Here is a 19,823-nt window from a genome sequence, read left to right on the forward strand (position 1 = left end):
AGTAATATAAAACATTCCTTGTTAATGAGAAATATTATCCTGTATTTTTTTGTAATAGTTTTGCAAAGACATTATAATAAAAAATGCTACAGATAAATGTTAGTATGTTTAATAAAGGAGAAAAAAGATGTCTGAAATTAAGAGTAGTATGTCAGATGCTCAGAACTATGCAACCAAAATCAAACAAGGGAGTTCCAATTTATCAGGAATCGGACAGGCCCAACAGGATGATAAAACGACCGTTTCGGGTAATTCAAATGCTCATGAGGCTATGAAGGCATCCCAAGTTGCCAGACAAGGCATTTCCAATGCTCTCTCTGAAATGGTGACGAATATCCATAGTGTTGCTGGCGAATTTGAAGCAGTGGATCAGCAGATAGCGGAGTCTGTAAATGGTTAAATAAAGTTAAAGATACTCCGCTTACCCAGAAATCAAGGAGAACAGACTGCTCATGGAAGAAGAAAATACAGAGAAGAAGCCAATTAAGTTTATATATGATCCTGATATGACTCTGGCAGAGCGCTTGCGTGCGCAACGCGAGCAGCTGCAAAATCTGCGGGAGCAGGAAGAGCTGAAGCGAATGCTGGCTAATCAAGATAAGGTTATGTATAAGATAAGCCAGCGATATCAGAAAGAGCAGGAAAAAATAAAGTCCCCAGAGGAGCAGATTGAGGATCTTTGTCGCAAAGAATCGGACTTATTGGAAAAGGAATATCAGATAGATGGTGATTTAAAAAAAGATTACTGAATACTATGAGTCTGTAGAGTCTGATGCGCATCAAATGCATGCTTTTTTAGATGATCTGGCTTATCGCTACAGTTCTCAAAATGGCTTTGAGCATATGCGCGATGATTTTTTTCAGAACTGGCAGAGCTTTCAGGGAAGTTTTGAAGAGGAAAGCGGTGCTTTAAAACAGCAAAGAAAAGAAGTCTCTGAGGAGCGTGATAAAATCCATCATGAGCGCGTTCGAATGGTTAACAGTTTAGAAGATAAGGGGAAACATTGATGAGTATAGACATGTATTTAGGAGATTCGCAGTCTCAAGCGAACAGTACCCAGACAATGATACAAGAGGAAATTAGAGCTTATGAAGAACTGGAAAGAAGTCTGACAGATTTTGAATCCAGTGCGGAATCGCTAAAGGGAAAAGCTTATGATTCTGCTCGAAATTATTCTGCCCGAGTTCTTCGCCCTTTGGCCCATGGTGGAAAACTATTATCGGAAGCAGTCGGGAAGACAGTCAAGCAATTTCCAGAATTCTATGTCATACAGGTTGCCAATGAAAGCTTAAAGGAGTCTGATTTAGAAGCTGATATTCAGAAACTAGATGCCTTGATAACAACCACTAAAGCTTCCATGCTTTCAAGCGCATTGGTAGCACCAGCATTAGTGGCAGGCCATCAGAAGATGCTCGATATTTTAAATGAGGCGCGACGAGTACTCCAAGAAAAATTACAGAAACTAAGAGCTTTCAATCTTTCATCGCCCCAAATTTTCTCAGAGATTGAAATTCTGAAAAATCTGCTTGATATCGGTCTGAGTCAACTGAGTACTGGCTGGGATGCTAATAAGGGTGTTTATGTTCTGCCAGCGAATTTGACTTGGGCAACTAAATTGATAAATTATAAACCAACAGACCTTTCGAATTTACAGCCAGAAGAGCGAAAATATGTCGAAAACCTTATGGAACAGTATGGTTTCAATCAAGAAACAGCTCTTAAAATACTCAAACTTAAAAAGGGGATAGATACAAAATACCCTGATAAGTCACAGGAAGAGAGAGATTACCTGCTCAACCGGGCTTTAGGAGCTCCAAACTATGATGGTTTTTCGTGGGATAATACTGCAGGTAACCTTGAAGGAGATTCCCCTCAGGAGTTCTATAGAAAAATGGGGCTGACAGATGCTGAAGCTAAAAGCTTGTATTATGAAATCAAAAAACAAAATGACTTTTCTGCTTTAGATCCTGGCGAGGTGGTAGATCCTACAGCAGATAAAGCGCGCTATGCTGAACGTTTAAAGCTATACAAGGAGAATCATGATACTTCAGGCATGTCTGATTCTGAGATAGAAGCTGCCTTCCTAAAAGACTGGAGGGAACAAAATGAACGCTATGCTAATAAGACCGACTTTGCTCATCAGTCCATCACAACAGCTACTCATCTGTATTCTGGTTGGGGCTTGGCAAGAATGTGGTTTTGGGGTAAAAAAGATCTTGAGGAAGTTTCAGGTTGGCGCGGAGATGTGACAAAAGATGCAGAAGCAAAACCTTCAATGGGGAATGCTGATTATAAAGCTGATTTAGATGCCGTAAATATTACAAATATTATGAAAGAAAAGAATGTTTCTTATGTTGAAGCATCTAATTATTATTACAATCAGCTGGAAGAAAAAGCAGATCCTAATACAGACAAGATGACTCGCTCAGAGCTCTTTCTTAAATCTACTGATATCAATCACGTAAAAAAAGAAATTTTCGATATGGTTCCGCTAAAAATGGTACCTGCATCTAATAAAGATGGATTTCGATATGTCAGTCGGACTGATGAAGAAAAACTCGCCTATATTAAAGAACATTATCCTGACTCTTATAACTTCCTCAGAAGTTTAGAGGAGCGCGATAATCAACTGGGAAATTATGCAGAAAGTGAATGATAATTATGAAAAAGAATCTAATTTTTATATCAGTTCTTGCCTTACTTTTGGTAGTTATTTTTCTAGTCTTTTACTATCAGAGTAGTCAGTCTAGCAGTATTTTTGATGAGATTTACAAGGATGAAATCCAATATGTGGGTTCTGGCGATAAGAGTCAGATGAAGCTCTTGAAAATAAAAGGAGCAGACCTTGTCACGGAAAAGGATAGTTCGGACTTTCAGGCTGGAACAGTGATGGTAATCTATAAATCAAAGAATTTCCCAGAAAACAGCAATCTCAATATTATCGCAAATAAAAATCAGATGCTTATTTTTGACTATGAGGAGAAATGGGATGAGAACGTTCAGCTTTCCTTGACAGCTAGTTATGATATAAAGACGAAGTCTCTCACACAGGAAGCTAAACTGCTAGACTATGACAGCAAAGATATTGTCATTCCTAGAGATAAGTTTGAAAGTTATGGCTTGACTCAAGCTAAGATTGAAGAAAAGTTTTCTTTGTTTGAGAAAGTTTTCCTCAAAGAATGGGAAGCTGTTTCAAGCGGCCGCTTTTCTCCCGGTGATAAAGGCAATGTAAAGGTTGTAAAAAAATGGAAGTAAGAGAGGCATAGCTGTGATAATATGAATTACCTTTCTAACAAAGAGGTAGTGGAAAAAATTTTTTATGTAAACTATTATCATATTTGAGTTTGAAATTGACGGTCTTTGAAATAAGTAAACCTTTCGTCAAGCTTGCCGTTTATTTTTTAATGACTTCGTTTGTTTTAGCTGGTAATTTTAATATTAAAATGAGTCTACCCAAGTATCTCAGCAATAGCATCTCGAATTTCCTGAACGGTTGCGGATTTGCTATGGTCACTGGTATCAAACTCAATGTATTTGCCATCAGCATCAACAGTTCCCCCGACAGGCCCTTCGGATCCATCGACTGATGTTCCAATGGCAGGGGGGGATGCTTGTGTCAGCATAGTCTATACCAATAACGATGATGCGCGTATTGGCCTCTAAATCATCTATCATTGGAAGAGACGATGCGGAGGTCATGTTCTGACTACCATAGTATTCTAGGAAAGCCTTGATGGTTAGGTTATCAATTTGAGCAATTTTTTCGTCAAGGGCTGAGATATTTCTAGTTTCCCTCGTTTCATTTTCCATTGCTTGACCTTTTTTGACCTGTGTCAAAGCAGTCAAACTGGCAGCTGTTGTGGCTAGAAGAGCAGTAGAGAGAAGGAGTTTGCTTAACTTTTTTCCCATAGGTATCACCAACTTCTTTCTAGTTTTGCGTAAACACACTTGGGTGTTTGCGGTGTTGAGGTTCTATATGTATAATTATACGTTAAATCGCAACATTAATCAAATAAATATAGGCAAGAGAATTCCCCCTTATCTCCCTTGTACATTCCCCTATATCATGATAAAATACTAGGCAGAGTATAATATGTTGGAGTCGAGATGAATTATTTTAATGTTGGTAAAATCGTCAATACCCAAGGTTTGCAAGGGGAGATGCGGGTTTTGTCAGTGACGGATTTTGCAGAAGAGCGTTTTAAAAAAGGAAATACACTGGCTCTTTTCGATAAAAAGGATCAGTTTGTTATGCATGTGGAGATAGCCAGCCATCGCAAAGTCAAGAACTTTGATATTATCAAGTTTAAGGGGATGTACCACATCAATGACATCGAGAAATTCCGTGATTTCACTCTGAAAGTCCGAGAGGAAGATTTGACGGACTTGGAAGACGGGGAATTTTACTACCATGAAATCATCGGCCTTGAAGTCTATGAAAATGACATTCTTCTTGGTACGATTAAGGAAATTCTGCAGCCAGGAGCCAATGATGTCTGGGTGGTCAAGCGTAAAGGCAAGCGCGACTTGCTGCTGCCTTATATTCCGCCAGTTGTGCTGAGGATTGACATTGAGCAAGGTCGGGTTGATGTAGAGATACCGGAAGGACTGGACGATGAAAATTGATATTTTGACTCTCTTTCCGGAGATGTTTGCGCCTTTAGAGCACTCTATCGTCGGTAAAGCTCGGGAAAAAGGTCTCTTAGAAATCAACTACCACAATTTCCGAGAAAAGGCTGAAAAATCCCGGCATGTAGACGACGAGCCATACGGCGGAGGCCAGGGTATGCTGCTACGGGCCCAACCTATTTTTGATGCCTATGATGCCATTGAAAAGAAGCAACCGCGTGTGATTTTGCTGGATCCTGCTGGTCGGACTTTTGACCAAGCCTATGCGGAGGAGCTAGCTAAAGAAGAAGAGCTCATTTTCATTTGTGGCCATTACGAAGGCTATGATGAGCGGATCAAGACCTTAGTGACAGACGAAATCTCGCTTGGGGACTATGTTCTTACTGGGGGAGAATTGGCAGCTATGACTATGATTGATGCTACCGTTCGCCTGATTCCAGAGGTTATTGGAAAGGAAGCCAGTCATACAGATGACAGTTTTTCGTCTGGACTATTGGAATATCCTCAGTACACTCGGCCTTATGACTATCGGGGTATGGTTGTTCCTGAAGTCCTTATGAGCGGCCATCATGAAAATATCCGCAAGTGGCGTCTCTATGAAAGTCTGAAAAAGACCTATCTAAGACGTCCTGACTTACTGGAAGACTACGAAATGACGGCCGAAGAAGAAGCGATGTTAGAAGAAATTCGACAAACTCAAACGGACTGACAAGCAAAGTTAACTCTTAGAAAGGATCTAGGAGTTTTTGCTTTATTTAATACAGAAATGCTCATTTTTGTTGGAAAAACCATCTTATTTTTCTAATACAACATTTTTGTAACTAAATTGTAATAAAAAAACTATTAAAAGGAGACGTTTGCTACTAGTTAATACTAGCGTTTTGTGATAGTATATTACTATGCGGGCTGCTATACCCAGGTTAATTATAGTATGTGAGATTATAAAAAGGAGATTGATTATGGAAAAGAAAATAGGCAAGTCTGTTGTAGCGACTGGTATTGCGGCTACAACTATTATTTCTGGTGGACTGACCCATCAAGTACACGCGGATGAGTTGGTTGAATCAACTGTAACAGCTCCACAAGCGACTGAAGTAACTGGAAAACCAGTGACAGCAGCAGATGTAGCTGTTGCCCAAGAAAATGCTGAAGCTGCCAAAGCAAAACTCGATGAGCAAAGATCGATAGTAGATACTGCTAAAACAGAAGCTGAAGATGCAAAAACTAGCGTGAAAGTTGCTGAAGTCGCTGTTGAGACTGCTAAAGAAATACAGGCAGAAGCAACAGAAGAAAATGTTGCTAAGGCGGAGACAGAAGCAAAAACAGCAGAGCAAGAGGTTAGCGCAAAAGACATTGCCGTTCGAGAAGCGGCGGCTAAAGCTGCTAAGGCAGAACAGGCTGTTAAAGACCAAGCAAATACTATTAAGGCGAGTCAATCTCTGGTAGATGTTGCAGAGACTGAATTGAAACAAGCTAAAACACCACTTAACTCAGAAGAGCAAGCTGTAGCAACTGCTAAGAGTCAGCAAAGTCAAGCACAGACTGCCTTAGATAATGCAAAGGCTGAACTGACAAAGGCAGAACAAGCAGCGTCTTCTGCTCCCCAAGTGCAGGCTGAAATCCAGAATAAAATCAATAAGGCAAAGGAATCTTTGGGTCAAACCAATCAAGCTATTAACTCTCTTGAAGGACAGATTCCGGCTGCTGAGAAAGCAGCAGCAACAGCTCCTGTTGACCTTCGCAATACGACTTATTCTCAATTTTTAGAAAATGTTCGTAACAATGCGGCTAATCAGGAGATTCGTGATGCTGCTAACAATGCTCTTGCAGTTTATCAACGTGGACAAAATGAATTTGGTATTTCAGTTAATTCTGACCCAACAAGTCCAGCTAGTCTGGAAAATAACCTTCAAGCTTTGGAGTTGGTTAAGGCCATTAATGCTTACCGTCGTAATGCCGGCTTACAAGAGTTGTTGGTTGATCCGTATGCGAATGTGGCCAGCCAGATTCAGACTATCTACTTTGAGCGCAATAACTGGCACATGGGTAAGCTGATTGGTAACGAGAATGTGGCGATTGGTTTTGATCCGCAAGGGGCTGTCAATTTCTGGCATAGTGAAAAAGCACGCTACCAAGAGATTGCAGCGCAATATGGACTGCCTACAGATGAAACTCAGATTGATGCTAATTCTATCTATATGAGAGTTGGAGCGGGTGTATTTGCTCAGATTGGCCACTATGTTCAGATGATGGACAATAAAGCCAATGCTATCTCAGCAGCTTATGATAAACAGCCAAACCAATGGGGCACTCCTCATGGTACATCCGAAGTTGGTTTCCATCATATTAGCAACTTTAACCAACGTGTTAATAATGGTACTTTGCTGACTGTTGCGGCTATGGAGCAGTTGTTGCGTGCTGGTGGCGGTCGTTCTGCAGGTTCTAACGCAAATGTTACAGCGCTTAAGAATCAGTTAGCTGAACTCAAGGCTCAAAAAGTTGGTCAGGAATCAGCTATTAATATCCTCAATGCTCAATTAGCTGATGCTCAAAAGGCAGCGGCAGATCAAATTGCAGCAGTTGAAGCGGCTCGTCAGAAGGTAGCAACTGCTGAAAATAATCTAGCTTTGACCAAGCAAAATGTTGCCCTTAAGCAGGAAGCTCTCGACAGAGCGACAGCTAAGATTGCAGCAAACCTAGCACCTTATCAGACTAACTTGAGCAATGCTCAGGCAGTTTTAGCAGCAGCTAAGGATAAGTTGACAGAACTTCAGTCAGCTCAAGAAGCTGCGAAAGCTAATTTGACAACTGCTCAAGAGGATTTCTTGGCTGCTCAAAAGACATTAGCAGCAGCTAAAAAGAAAGTCATTGATCTTCAAAATGCTCCTCAGTTACTTGCAGAAGCAGAGCGGGAGTTGGCAGAAGCGCAGCTTGATTTTGAAGCAAAACAAGCAATCTTAAATCAAGAGACTGCAACTTTAACTGTTCTGGAAGAGGCTTATAACAGTCTTCAAGCCAATTATGAAACTCTCTTGAATATCTTGAATCAAGCATCTCTTCTGTATGGAAATGCTCTGAATAGCAACTATCGCTCAGGTGAAGATAAACAGCCTCTAACTGCTGTAAAAGGCGGTGCTGCTGGTCCAGGTGCAGAGGATGAATCTAAGAAAGATTCAGATGCTAAGACTGCAGAAGTTCATGCGAACACTCGTGAAGTCAAAGGAGCGACTACAGGTGCTGTTCAAACGGCTGGTAGTGGTGCATTCACTGATTTTGTTGTAAATCCTGCAGCTCAGCTTGCTAGCGTGGCTACGACAGCTGATAAGGCTCCAACAGTTCCTGCTATTTTGCCAAATACTGGTTCAGAAGCAGAGCGCCTTGCAATTTTTGGTATGGCACTTGGTGCAGCTGCCTTTTTGGGAACCAACAAGCGTCGTCGCAGAGACGAAGATTATAATTAAAGAAATACAAAATGAGACTGGAATAATTTTCAGCCTCATTTTTTGTCTATAGCTGATAAGCAATCGCATATAGAAAGGAAAGAGAGGCTAAGTTCTGCATTTTCTAAGAAAAAACTTCCGATATTAACTGTCGGAAGTTTTAAATATACATATTAGTTTCTATTTGACTGCTCCGCCTGTTACACCTTCTACGTAGTATTTCTGCATGAAGATGAAGAGAAGAGTGATTGGGATAGCGATGATAATCGCTCCAGATGTAAAAGGTAGGAACCATTTATTGATGGCGTCCTTATTAAGCATTTGGAAAAGTCCCAAAGCGACTGTGTATTTTTCCTTGACATCGCCTAGGATGACAGAGGCAAAGATGAAGTCGACCCAAGGTCCCATGAAAGCCATAAGTGCTGTGTAAACGATAATCGGTTTTGACAGCGGCAGTGTGATAGTCCGGAAGATTTGGAAGCGGGTCGCTCCGTCGATCATAGCGGATTCGTCCAAAGAATATGGGATAGTATCAAAGAAACCTTTAGCAATATAGAAGCCTAGAGCTGCTCCAGCTGAATAAACCAGAATCAATGACGTCAGGGTTTGTGTCAAATTGAGGGCTTTCAGGATATAGTAGACCGCAATCATAGACATGAAACCTGGGAACATATTAAGAACCAGAGCCAGCTTGAGGAAACGGTTTTTATGTTTGAATTTGATACGGCTGAGTGAGTAGGCCATACCCACAGTAATCAAAGTAGATAGGATACAGGTTGCTGTTGCAACAATCAGGGTATTGATAAACCACTGAACAAAAGGATATGTGTTGTTATTAAACAGTCTGACATAGTTATCAAAAGTATAAGTCTTAGGGAAGAAGTAAGGGACCGCATTAGAACCTTCACCACGGAAGCTGGTCAGAAAAATCCAAATAATCGGCGTTAGCCAGATGAGTGCTAAAACAGTCAGTAAGACATAAATCCCTAATAAACTGAGTTTTTTTCTATTTTTCATTATTTAGCAGTTCCTTCCTTGAATGATGCGGATCTAGTATAAGCTAAGAGACTGAAGGCTGCAGAGATTGCAAAGATCAGGATACCGATAACAGATGCCAGATTGTAGTCCTTGGCAGAAACGGTCAGTTTATAGAGCCAGGTAACTAAGAGGTCAGTTGAGCCTGCCTGATAGTAGGAAGAGTTAGTAGGTCCACCGCCTGTCAGGAAGTAGATAACGTTGAAGTTGTTGATGTTCCCGATAAACTGCTGGATGAGTGATGGCGCCATAATCAAGAGAATTTGAGGGAAAGTGATGCTCTTGAAGATTTGAAGCTTGCTAGCTCCATCAATCTCAGCAGCTTCGATTTGCTCACTAGGCAGGTTCATGATAATTCCGGTCGCTACCAGCATGGTAAATGGAATACCAATCCACATATTGACAAGGATGATTGAGAACTTAGCCCAAACAGGGTCACTCAAGAATGGGATTGGATGCTGAATGAGATGAAGGCTTTGCAATAATCCGTTCAAAGGTCCATTGTCATTCAGGAAATTACGCATCAAGAGCAGGGATACGAATTGTGGAACTGCGATAGTAATAACGAAGAGTGTCCGCCAAACTTTCTTGTACTTGAGACCTTTGGTATTGAGTAAGAGAGCTAAAACGATACCGAAGAAGAAAGTAGTAGCTGTCGCAGCAACCGCCCAAATCAAAGTCCAGCCTAAAAGTGGGAAGAAGGTGCTAGCCATACGGCCTGAGAAAACATCACCGAAACTTGAGAAGCCAACCCAGTCAAAGAGTGACTTAGGAGCTGGATGCTTATGGTCAAAGTTCGTAAAGGCCAAACAGATCATGTAAATCAAAGGCAAGATGGTAAAGAGCAGTACTCCGATAAGTGGAATGCTCATCAGTCCCATGTGGAAGCGACCGTCAGCAAGTGTCTTAAAGTCCTCAACGAAGTTAGGGATTTTCTGACCTGACTGCTTAAGAGCCATCAAGTGGCGAGCACTTTTCAGGTTGCACCAGTAGATGTAGGCGAAGACTGCACAGAAGATAAGAGAAGCAAGTCCAAAAATCAGCATCAGCATAGAGCTGTCACCCGCTACTTGAACGGTGATTTCCAAGCCGTTAACTTTTTTGATAGCCTCTCCTTGCTCTTGAGTACCCAGAGTAATCATACCGCCGATAGCCGGAACGATTTGAACTACAAAAGCAATCAGAAATGCAATTTCTGAGAAGAGGAAGAGCAGCCCCTTGATAAATTGTTTGTTTACAAGGTTGCTCAGTCCCATTACTAGAAAAGAGAGTTTGACATCCCAGGTTCCCTCTTTAAAGACCTGAACCATGGATGCATTGTCATAGGATGACTGAGTCATAGTATTCTCCTTATATTTACAAAGAAAGAAGTGAGGAGGCTGCCCCCCTCACTTCAATGCTTATTTTTATTCGTTTGAGTATTATTTAGCTGCTGCTAAATCTTTATCAAACTGTTGTAATTTTGCGAGGTATTGATCTTCACCAAATTTACCGTTGTAAGCATCGCTGAGGATTGCAGCACTTTCAGTCCAGAAGACAGACATTTGGCTAAGTTTAGGCATAACTGTTGTGTAGGTATCAGAAGATCCCATTGTGATAACAGCTTGTGCCAATGCATCTTTCTTCACATCTTCAGACTCTTGTACTTCTTTGTTAGCTGGGATGATGTGACGTCCTTCAAACTTGAATTGGTTTTCTTGGCTTTCTTTGCTAGTAAGTGCTTGAGCCAGTTTGTAGCTTGCTGCGATACGATCAGTGTCACCATTTGAAGGTGTTTGGTTAACTGCGTAAAGTTTTACACCGAGGAAAGCTTTTTGTTGAACGTCTTGTCCACCGATGTTCACAGTTGGGTAAACAGAGATACCAAGGTTGTCTTTACCGACAGCTTTTTCAGCAGCTGCATAGTCCCATGGACCAGATTGGAAAGCGTCAACTGAACCATCTTCAAATTTAGCAAGAAGGTTAGCAGCATCGACGTTTACAAAACCGCTGTTATTCTTTTGAGCTGCGATGAACTTCAGAACGTTCACACCAGCTTCGTTACCCCAGTTTGTTCCGTCTACTTGCTCACCGTCTTTACCAAAGAGAGTATCGCCAACAGAAAGGAAGAGTGGAGCAGTAGCGTAAGCATTAACTTCTTTCAAGTTTCCGCCGAATTTAGCTTTAGATGTAATTGTTTCGTATGATTTAACATCGTCAGCAGAAAGTTTTGACTTGTTATAGTAGGTTACTTGTGACTCGATACCGAATGGGAAAGCATAAGTTTTACCTTTATACTGAGCACCAATCGCTGCTTGTTCTGTATCGTTTTTCTTGATTTCTTCTGCCATATTAGAAGGAACTTCTTGAATAGCTCCAGCTTCAACTAATTTACCTAGTTGGTCGTGTGGCAGAGAGAAAACATCGGCAGCAGTACTAGCATCTTTTGTCAGATTTTCCTGAGCGTTTGGATCTTCCATTTCGACTACGTCAACCTTGTAGCCTGATTCTTTCTCGAACTTGCTAACTGTATCAGAGTAAGAATCTTTAGCACCAGTTGGTACCCAAAGTTTCAAGGTCTTGCTATCTGCTTTAGAAGAAGAGCTCTCCTTGCTGCTATTTGAGCTACAAGCTGCTAAGAGCGTTCCTGCAGCCAGCAAGCTGACACTGCCCAATACTACTTTTTTCCATGTTTTCATTCCTATTTCCTCCCGGAATTTTTATTTACAATTCTATTATGCAACCGTTTGCAATTTTTGTCAAGTCTTTTTTTGAAATTTTTTTAAAAATATATTAATTTTTCTAAAATTTTTCTATTTTATTTCTGTTTATTTAATCAAAGCCTATTAAAATAGCTGTGCAATCGCTTGCTTGATTTTTACTTAGAAAACGCTTTATTATGAAGAAAGTTTTGTCTCATTCGCAATATATTTTTGGTACTTGTATGAAGAGATGAAGAGAAGTTATAGTTCATCATTACCTATGAAAAGAATCAAACTTATGATTTTCTAATAATCTAGTGTCTACCTGTTGAATGCTTCCCTTTTTTGCTATAATAGACCTATGAATAAGCTAATCCAATCAAAGCTGGAACTGTTGCCGACCAGTCCCGGCTGTTACATTCACAAAGACAAAAACGATACCATTATCTATGTCGGAAAAGCCAAGAATCTTCGCAATCGGGTTCGTTCTTATTTTCGTGGTAGCCATGATACCAAGACGGAGGCTCTGGTTTCTGAGATTGAGGATTTTGAGTTTATTGTCACCGAGTCCAATATTGAGGCTTTGCTTCTGGAGATCAATCTAATCAAGGAAAACAAGCCTAAGTACAATATCATGCTCAAGGACGATAAGTCCTATCCATTTATCAAGATTACCAATGAGACCTATCCGCGCCTCATCATCACGCGCCAAGTCAAAAAGGACGGTGGGCTTTATTTTGGTCCTTATCCGGATGTCGGAGCGGCCAATGAAATCAAGCGGCTTTTAGATCGGCTCTTTCCTTTTCGTAAGTGTACCAATCCACCTGAAAAGGTCTGCTTTTACTACCATCTGGGGCAGTGCAAGGCCCACACTATTTGCCAGGTAGACAGCCAGTATTTCAAGGAGCTAGCCCAGGAGGTGGCAGCCTTTCTCAAGGGTCAGGATGACCAGATTATTGAGGATTTACGGGGAAAAATGGCTGGCGCAGCGCAAGCTATGGAGTTTGAAAAGGCAGCGGAGTACCGCGACTTGATTCAGTCCATTGGCACCCTGCGAACCAAGCAGCGGGTCATGGCCAAGGATTTGCAGAATCGGGATGTCTTTGGCTACTATGTGGATAAGGGCTGGATGTGCGTACAGGTTTTCTTTGTCCGTCAGGGTAAGCTAATCGAGCGTGATGTCAACCTTTTTCCCTATTACAATGATCCGGACGAAGATTTTCTGACCTATATCGGCCAGTTCTATCAGGAAAAATCCCACCTCAAGCCCAATGAAATTTTGATTCCGCCAGATATTGACGAAGAAGCTGTACGGGCCATGGTGGATACCAAGGTGTTTAAGCCCCAGCGAGGCGAGAAGAAACAGTTAGTCAATCTGGCTATCAAAAACGCCCGAGTCAGTCTTCAGCAGAAATTTGACCTTTTGGAGAGATCTATTGAAAAGACTCATGGGGCTATTGAGAATCTAGGGCAGCTCCTTAACATTCCGACACCTGTTCGTATTGAGTCTTTTGATAACTCCAACATCATGGGGACCAGTCCTGTATCAGCTATGGTGGTCTTTGTCAATGGTAAACCAAGTAAGAAGGACTATCGCAAGTATAAGATCAAGACTGTGGTAGGACCTGACGACTACGCTAGTATGCGAGAGGTCATTAAGCGCCGCTATAGTCGGGTAATTCGTGACGGACTAACTCCACCAGACTTGATTGTCATTGACGGTGGACAGGGCCAAGTCAATGTCGCTAAAGAAGTTATTCAGGAGCAGCTGGGATTGGATATTCCCATCGCTGGACTGCAAAAAAATGACAAGCACCAGACCCATGAATTGCTCTTTGGTGACCCTCTGCAGGTTGTAGAATTATCCCGCAATTCGCAGGAATTTTTCCTACTCCAGCGTATCCAAGATGAGGTCCACCGCTTCGCAATTACCTTCCACCGCCAGCTCCGGTCTAAGAGTTCCTTCTCATCGCAGCTAGATGGCATTGAAGGCTTGGGACCAAAACGCAAGCAAAACCTTATGAAACACTTCAAATCTCTAACCAAGATTAAAGAAGCCAGTGTTGATGAAATCGTCGAAGTCGGCGTACCACGAGCAGTGGCAGAAGCGGTGCAAAGAAAGTTGAATCCGAAAACTCAGGAGCAGGAACAAGCACAGTTGCGAGAGGTGGCGGAACCAATTGTAGACATAGATTGAAAATCAATTTGTCAGCTTTAAGAGAGTTTTATAAAATAAACTTAAATGAAAGCTTTAAAAAATGGGAAAATTATAATTATTATAATGGAGTTGTCTTTGGGAATAGATAATCATCAAATACAAAAAATATCTGATATTTTGTATACTGAAAGCAATGCTAAAGCTGTATCGTATATTAATAGTCTTCAAACAGAAGATGAACTGTTTGTATTACTTGATAATTACAATTGGGATAATGGTTTTGAAGTGCCCCAAGCAGTTATTAATCATTCTAAGTGTACTCTTTCAATTGCTTTATTAGCTTTTTATCGTGCAGATGGCATCAGGTATTTATTAAATGCAGAAGCAGCCTTTGCAAATTCTTCATCTAAGGAATGGGAAGATTTTGTAAAAGATGTCTATGTTAAAATTTTCAGAAAGAGATTTCCGAATGGAAATATCTCTTTTCAACCCGAAATAACGAGAATTCAAAAATTTAAACTGAAAAATTAAAACCGGCATCAAATCCAATTTTCCTTGATGGAGTTTCTGGTAAAGATTTGAATATAGTAATTTAATTAAATAATTAGTTGAACATCTGAAAAATGAAAACCTAAACCGAGACTTGAGACATCTATGAAAAATTAAAACTTTAAGAATGTCTTTGACCAAGAAAGAAGCTCTAGTTATAGCGATTTAATTAAGGGCTTAAGATATTCAAGTAGCCAGAATGAAGAAAACGAAACCTCTGTTACAGAATAATCTTATCAAGTGGCAAGTACTGATAGTCAGATCTTATAGAGAATGAAAAACTCCTGCAAACTCTTACAAAATATGATAAAATGAAACTAGTATATTTAGAAAAGGATGCGACTTATGAAATTTCTAGAACTCAATAAAAAGCGTCATGCGACCAAGCATTTCAATGACAAACCTGTGGATCCAAAGGATGTTCGCACAGCCATTGAAATTGCAACATTGGCACCCAGTGCTCACAATAGCCAGCCATGGAAGTTCGTTGTGGTGCGGGAGCGTAATCGGGCTCTAGCAGAGACAGCTTTCGGTGGAAATGTGGACCAGATTAAGGAAGCTCCAGTGACCATTGCCCTCTTTACTGATACAGATTTGACCAAGCGGGCTCGTAAGATTGCGCGTGTGGCTGGAGTGAGAAACTTCTCTGACGAGCAGCTCCAATTCTATATGCAGAATCTGCCAGCTGAGTTTGCTCACTATAGTGAACAACAAAAGAGCGATTATTTAGCTCTCAATGCTGGTCTAGTGGCTATGAATCAATCTTGTTCTGGCTCTGACTGACCAAGGTATCGGATCTAACATCATCTTAGGCTTCGATAAATCTAAGGTTAATGAGGTTCTGGAAATTGATGGGCGTTTCCGTCCGGAACTCTTGATTACTGTTGGTTATACTGATGAAAAACTAGAACCTAGTTATCGTTTGCCAGTTGATGAAATCATTGAGAAACGTTGATATAGGCATGTTTACGATTTAATTCATATTTTTATTGATTTAAATCGAATTTAAAGTTGGGGTGAAATAATGACAATTGATTTTAAAGCGGAAGTTGAAAAACGCAGAGAAGCTCTCTTAGCTGATTTGTTCAGCCTTTTGGAAATTAACTCAGAGCGTGATGACTCCAAGGCAGACAAGGAACATCCTTTTGGACCTGGTCCTGTTCAAGCTCTGCATAAGTTTTTAGAAATCGCTGAGCGCGATGGCTATGAAACCAAGAATGTGGACAATTATGCTGGTCACTTTACTTTTGGTGAGGGTGAGGAAGAACTTGGGATTTTTGCCCACATGGATGTGGTTCCTGCTGGGAGTGGCTGGAATACAGATCCTTACAAACCTGAAATTATTGATGGTAAGCTTTATGCGCGCGGTTCATCTGATGATAAAGGTCCAACCATGGCTTGTTACTATGGTTTGAAAATCATCAAAGACTTGGGATTGCCAGTATCTAAGCGCGTTCGCTTTGTGGTGGGGACAGACGAGGAATCCGGTTGGCAAGACATGGACTATTATTTCAAGCATGTTGGCCTACCTGAGCCAGACTTTGGTTTCTCACCAGACGCAGAATTTCCAATCATAAACGGTGAAAAAGGGAATATCACAGAATATCTCCACTTTGGTAACAGTAATGATGGCAGCTTTAAACTTAAGAGCTTCACTGGCGGACTTCGTGAGAATATGGTGCCAGAATCAGCGACAGCTATTTTTACAGCAACAGTTAATGCTGTGGAATTGGATAGGAAATTACAAGACTTTGCTGCTGCCCACAAGCTTTCAGCTAGTTTGAAAGCAAATGGCGATACTCTTGAAGTGACAGTCATTGGGAAATCAGCTCATGGTTCTACACCAGAGGATGGTATCAACGGAGCCACTTTTTTAGCTCTCTTCCTCAACCAATTTGACTTTGCTGGTGATGCCAAGGCTTATCTGGAAGTTGCGGCTCAAGTTCTGCACGAAGACTTTACAGGTGAGAAGTTAGGAATTGCTTATACAGATGCTAAAATGGGTTCTCTTAGCATGAATGCTGGTGTCTTCCATTTTGATAGTGCTAAAGCTGACAATACTATTGCTCTGAACATCCGTTACCCGCAAGGAACTGATCCGAAAACGATTCAGGCCAGTCTTGAAAAAGTTGCTGGTGTTGTGTCAGTAAGCCTATCTGAGCACGGACACACTCCGCACTATGTCCCAGTAGATGATGAATTGGTAGCAACTCTTTTGAGTGTTTACGAAAAACAAACAGGTCTCAAAGGACACGAGCAAGTCATTGGTGGTGGAACCTTTGGCCGTCTTTTGAAGCGTGGTGTGGCTTTTGGCGCCATGTTCCCAGACTATGTCAATACTATGCACCAAGCCAATGAATTTACAGATGTAGAAGACCTTTTCCGTGCTGCGGCCATTTACGCAGAAGCTATCTACGAATTAATCAAATAAAAAAGAAGAACTCGTTTGGTCTTGCCAAATGAGTTTCTTTGCAAGGAGCTGCTATGCATACATTAGATGATATTACTAAGGCCATCATGGCTGATTCAGAAAATCAAGAATTTACGAAGCAGGGAATCAAGCCGCTTTTTGCGGCGCCTCGGAATGCACGGATTAACATTGTTGGACAAGCGCCGGGGCTGAAAACTCAAGAGGCAGGGCTTTACTGGAAGGACAAGAGTGGTGAGCGGCTGAGAAAATGGCTGGGTGTCGATGAAGAGACTTTTTATAATTCTGGATACTTTGCGGTTTTGCCCATGGATTTTTATTTTCCGGGGCATGGGAAGTCTGGAGATTTACCACCTCGTAAGGGCTTTGCGGACAAATGGCATCAGCCGATTTTAGAGCTTTTGCCAGATATTGAGCTGACCATTTTGATTGGTCAGTATGCACAGAAATATTATCTGCATCAAAAAGGAAATATCAAGCTGACCGAGACGGTTCAGCATTATCAAGACTATCTGCCAGACTTTTTTCCTTTGGTTCACCCATCGCCTCGCAACCAAATCTGGATGGCTAAAAATCCTTGGTTTGCAGAGCAGGTTGTGCCAGACTTGCAAGCGTTGGTGCAAAAGATTATTCATCAATAAAGGAGAAAAACTATGGATGCTTATCAACAAGTAGCTAACAAGTTGCAAGAGTTGGGGATCACCTTTGATGTGGTGGAGCACCCACCTGCATTTACGACAGAGCAGGCAGATAGCTATATTGAAGGCATGGAGGGTGTTCGGACTAAGACTATGTTTTTAACCAATAAGAAGAAAACCCAGTATTACCTACTCATTATGGATGACAAGAAACGATTGGATATGGATGACTTTAAAGTTCAAGTGGGAGCCGATCGGATTCGTATGGCCTCATTGGACTCCTTGGCAGAGAAAATGAACCTACCAGCAGGAACTGTATCTCCCTTTGGCCTTCTCAACAATGAGGAGAAGGACATTCAAGTTTATTTTGATAGGGACATTGTATCAGAGGATATCATGACTTTCCATCCCAATACTAATGAAAAAACTATTTTTATCTCTACAAGAGATTTATTTAAATTCTTGCAAGATTTAGGTTATTCTTACCAAGTTCTTGAGCTTTAACTAACCGTTTTGCTGAGTTAGAGGAACGCTATCCAGCTTCTCTTTCGAGTGATTAAACCTAGCAGATTGGTATCACTCGTTTGCTAGCACCTCTGTACCTCTATCTTGATCTTGGATGAAGGACGTGTCCAGCCACTTGGTTTCCCTCAGGAGATTCTCCAACAGCTAGCTAATGGTTTTGTCAAAGAATTATTAGATCTTGCAGGAATCTAACTGATTTTTTGAAAAGTCTAAGCTTAGAATGCTAAATTTTGTAGAAAGCGAGGTGATTCTATGGAAACGATGAAAGCTATAGTTATTTACGAAGCGGGTGGCCCAGAAAAGCTTTTGCTAGAAGAAAGACCGATTCCAGAACTTCAAGGGGGCTGGACTCTGGTCAAGGTCAGAGGATTTGGGATTAACCACTCGGAGATTTTTACTCGTGAGGGTTTATCGCCTAGTGTCACCTTCCCTCGGATTTTAGGTATTGAGTGTGTTGGCCAAGTGGCCAAGACGACTCGAGCAGATTTAGAGATTGGCCAGAAAGTGGTTTCCATCATGGGAGAAATGGGGCGAGCTTTTGACGGTTCTTATGCTGAGTATGTCCTTCTGCCGAATGATCAAATTTATACAGTTGAGACCAATCTGACCTGGACTGAGCTGGCAGCAGTGCCAGAAACCTATTATACTGCTCTAGGCTCCATGAAAAATCTGCGCATTGAGCCCAATGACAAGATTTTGGTTCGGGCTGCTACTAGCGGTGTCGGTTTGGCCTTTGCTCGTCTGGTCAAGGCACAGTTTCCAGATACACATATCGTGGGCTCGGTCAATAGTGGTTCCAAACAGTTTCTACTCAAGCACCAAGCCTACGACGATATCATTATAGACCAGGATGGCCGACTGGAAACAGAGGATAAGTTTGATAAAATCCTTGAGTTGGTTGGTCCGGCAACTGTCAAGGATTCTTTTGACCATATTGCCGAGGGCGGTATTATTTGCGTTACCGGACTCTTGGGTGGGCAATGGGAGTTAGAAGATTTCAATCCAATTGAGGAAATAAAAAACAACAGTTTTCTAACAAGTTTTCACTCTGCTCATGTGAGTCAAGATTTGATGGATGAATTATTTGACTATATTGACCGCTATCAGGTCAATGTTACACCAAGGCGTGTCTTTTCCCTAGAGCAAGTGCCCAAAGCTCATGCTTTTATAGAGGAGACGGCAGGTTTTGGAAAAATTGTAATTATGAATGAATAGGAGAAAAATGATGCAAAAAATTAGTGCGAAAGATTTATATGACAAATTGCAGGCAGAAGAACTGCAGTTGATTGATGTCCGCGAGGTGGACGAATTTACAGCTGGACATGTCTCTGGGGCTCAGAATCTGCCTCTCAGCAGCTTGCCTAAGAATTATGGAAAATTAGATAAACAAATCCCCTACCATATCATCTGCCAAAAAGGCGGGCGTTCAGCGCGTGCCTGCGAATTTTTAGAAGCCAAGGGTTACCAAGTAATCAATGTCGAAGGAGGAGTGGAAGCTTTTCCTGCTAAATTGACGATATGACAAGCGATTAAGAAGAGCAAATGCCGGAATAGATTGAATTTCCGGCCCTTTTTTTGTATACTATAGTAGTATAATAAATTGAGGATAGGAGAATATCTATGTCAAAAGAAGATTGGCTTAGACATTTCTAAAAAAACAAAGTTCTTCCCAACTAAAGTAAGAAGAATTTGTTTAAACGCAGTTGGTTAGAACGATTTGGGATTAAGCAAACAAACTA

Annotated in this window: 17 protein-coding genes and 3 pseudogenes; 16 read left to right on the forward strand and 4 right to left on the reverse strand. The window is 41.3% G+C overall.

Annotated elements, in window-relative coordinates; translation table 11 throughout:
• The first annotated feature begins 127 nt into the window (after window positions 1–127).
• From RG608_RS09620 to RG608_RS09640, 5 genes are read left to right on the forward strand one after another with little or no spacing between them, the layout of a single operon-like run.
• Window positions 128–400: a TIGR04197 family type VII secretion effector gene (locus RG608_RS09620; RefSeq protein WP_002930685.1), complete on the forward strand. Its 273-nt coding sequence runs from the start codon at window positions 128–130 to the stop codon at window positions 398–400.
• 52 nt (window positions 401–452) lie between these two features.
• Window positions 453–749 (forward strand): hypothetical protein, encoded by a 297-nt coding sequence (locus RG608_RS09625; protein ID WP_308946913.1) that lies wholly within the window; start codon window positions 453–455, stop codon window positions 747–749.
• 34 nt (window positions 750–783) lie between these two features.
• Complete coding sequence (locus tag RG608_RS09630; RefSeq protein WP_308946914.1) at window positions 784–1,008, forward strand: hypothetical protein; 225 nt, start codon at window positions 784–786, stop codon at window positions 1,006–1,008.
• A complete protein-coding gene (locus tag RG608_RS09635) occupies window positions 1,008–2,657 on the forward strand; it encodes a hypothetical protein (protein ID WP_002930682.1) in 1,650 nt (549 codons plus the stop codon). The genes RG608_RS09630 and RG608_RS09635 overlap by 1 nt, the downstream gene beginning before the upstream one ends.
• 5 nt (window positions 2,658–2,662) lie before the next feature.
• Window positions 2,663–3,256 (forward strand): TipC family immunity protein, encoded by a 594-nt coding sequence (locus tag RG608_RS09640; protein ID WP_162091602.1) that lies wholly within the window; start codon window positions 2,663–2,665, stop codon window positions 3,254–3,256.
• 194 nt (window positions 3,257–3,450) lie between these two features.
• Here RG608_RS09640 and RG608_RS09645 read toward each other — a convergent pair.
• Window positions 3,451–3,910 (reverse strand): annotated as a pseudogene (locus RG608_RS09645) (hypothetical protein).
• A gap of 198 nt (window positions 3,911–4,108) precedes the next feature.
• Between RG608_RS09645 and rimM the strand changes: the two are divergent.
• The 3 genes from rimM (at window position 4,109) to RG608_RS09660 (ending at window position 8,091) form a co-directional block, all read left to right on the forward strand.
• A complete protein-coding gene (rimM, locus tag RG608_RS09650) occupies window positions 4,109–4,627 on the forward strand; it encodes a ribosome maturation factor RimM (protein WP_002930679.1) in 519 nt (172 codons plus the stop codon).
• Window positions 4,617–5,339 (forward strand): tRNA (guanosine(37)-N1)-methyltransferase TrmD, encoded by a 723-nt coding sequence (gene trmD, locus RG608_RS09655; protein ID WP_268687805.1) that lies wholly within the window; start codon window positions 4,617–4,619, stop codon window positions 5,337–5,339. The genes rimM and trmD overlap by 11 nt, the downstream gene beginning before the upstream one ends.
• Window positions 5,340–5,529: 190 nt before the next feature.
• Complete coding sequence (locus RG608_RS09660) at window positions 5,530–8,091, forward strand: CAP domain-containing protein (RefSeq protein WP_308946916.1); 2,562 nt, start codon at window positions 5,530–5,532, stop codon at window positions 8,089–8,091.
• 159 nt (window positions 8,092–8,250) lie between these two features.
• On the opposite strand, the gene RG608_RS09665 is transcribed toward RG608_RS09660, so the two are convergent.
• The 3 genes from RG608_RS09665 to RG608_RS09675 all read right to left on the reverse strand — a co-directional run bounded on the left by RG608_RS09665 (window position 8,251) and on the right by RG608_RS09675 (window position 11,783).
• Window positions 8,251–9,087 carry a sugar ABC transporter permease gene (locus RG608_RS09665; RefSeq protein WP_268687807.1) on the reverse strand — a complete coding sequence of 279 codons (837 nt, stop codon included), beginning with the start codon at window positions 9,085–9,087 and terminating at the stop codon, window positions 8,251–8,253.
• The gene (locus RG608_RS09670; RefSeq protein ID WP_308946917.1) at window positions 9,087–10,445 is read right to left on the reverse strand and encodes a sugar ABC transporter permease; all 1,359 of its coding nucleotides are present in this window, start codon (window positions 10,443–10,445) and stop codon (window positions 9,087–9,089) included. The genes RG608_RS09665 and RG608_RS09670 overlap by 1 nt, the downstream gene beginning before the upstream one ends.
• 81 nt (window positions 10,446–10,526) lie before the next feature.
• The gene (locus RG608_RS09675; RefSeq protein ID WP_002930668.1) at window positions 10,527–11,783 is read right to left on the reverse strand and encodes an extracellular solute-binding protein; all 1,257 of its coding nucleotides are present in this window, start codon (window positions 11,781–11,783) and stop codon (window positions 10,527–10,529) included.
• Window positions 11,784–12,147: 364 nt separating this feature from the next.
• Between RG608_RS09675 and uvrC the strand changes: the two genes are divergently transcribed.
• The 8 genes and pseudogenes from uvrC (at window position 12,148) to RG608_RS09715 (ending at window position 19,606) form a co-directional block, all read left to right on the forward strand.
• Window positions 12,148–13,983 (forward strand): excinuclease ABC subunit UvrC, encoded by a 1,836-nt coding sequence (gene uvrC, locus RG608_RS09680; protein WP_002930667.1) that lies wholly within the window; start codon window positions 12,148–12,150, stop codon window positions 13,981–13,983.
• Between the two features lie 84 nt (window positions 13,984–14,067).
• Window positions 14,068–14,540: pseudogene (locus RG608_RS09685) on the forward strand (DUF4274 domain-containing protein).
• A 298-nt stretch (window positions 14,541–14,838) separates the two neighbouring features.
• Window positions 14,839–15,448: pseudogene (locus tag RG608_RS09690) on the forward strand (nitroreductase family protein).
• 69 nt (window positions 15,449–15,517) lie between these two features.
• Window positions 15,518–16,924, forward strand: a complete 1,407-nt coding sequence (pepV, locus tag RG608_RS09695; protein ID WP_268687811.1) for a dipeptidase PepV — start codon at window positions 15,518–15,520, stop codon at window positions 16,922–16,924.
• Window positions 16,925–16,977: 53 nt separating this feature from the next.
• Window positions 16,978–17,562: a uracil-DNA glycosylase family protein gene (locus tag RG608_RS09700; RefSeq protein ID WP_268687812.1), complete on the forward strand. Its 585-nt coding sequence runs from the start codon at window positions 16,978–16,980 to the stop codon at window positions 17,560–17,562.
• A 12-nt stretch (window positions 17,563–17,574) separates the two neighbouring features.
• A complete protein-coding gene (locus tag RG608_RS09705; protein WP_308946918.1) occupies window positions 17,575–18,063 on the forward strand; it encodes a prolyl-tRNA synthetase associated domain-containing protein in 489 nt (162 codons plus the stop codon).
• Window positions 18,064–18,336: 273 nt separating this feature from the next.
• Window positions 18,337–19,299, forward strand: a complete 963-nt coding sequence (locus RG608_RS09710; protein ID WP_308946919.1) for a zinc-binding alcohol dehydrogenase family protein — start codon at window positions 18,337–18,339, stop codon at window positions 19,297–19,299.
• Window positions 19,292–19,606, forward strand: a complete 315-nt coding sequence (locus RG608_RS09715; protein ID WP_268687815.1) for a rhodanese-like domain-containing protein — start codon at window positions 19,292–19,294, stop codon at window positions 19,604–19,606. The genes RG608_RS09710 and RG608_RS09715 overlap by 8 nt, the downstream gene beginning before the upstream one ends.
• Window positions 19,607–19,823 lie beyond the last annotated feature (217 nt).

The organism is Streptococcus sp. IsoGale022, assembly GCF_031142805.1.
Lineage (GTDB): Bacteria > Bacillota > Bacilli > Lactobacillales > Streptococcaceae > Streptococcus > Streptococcus sanguinis_A.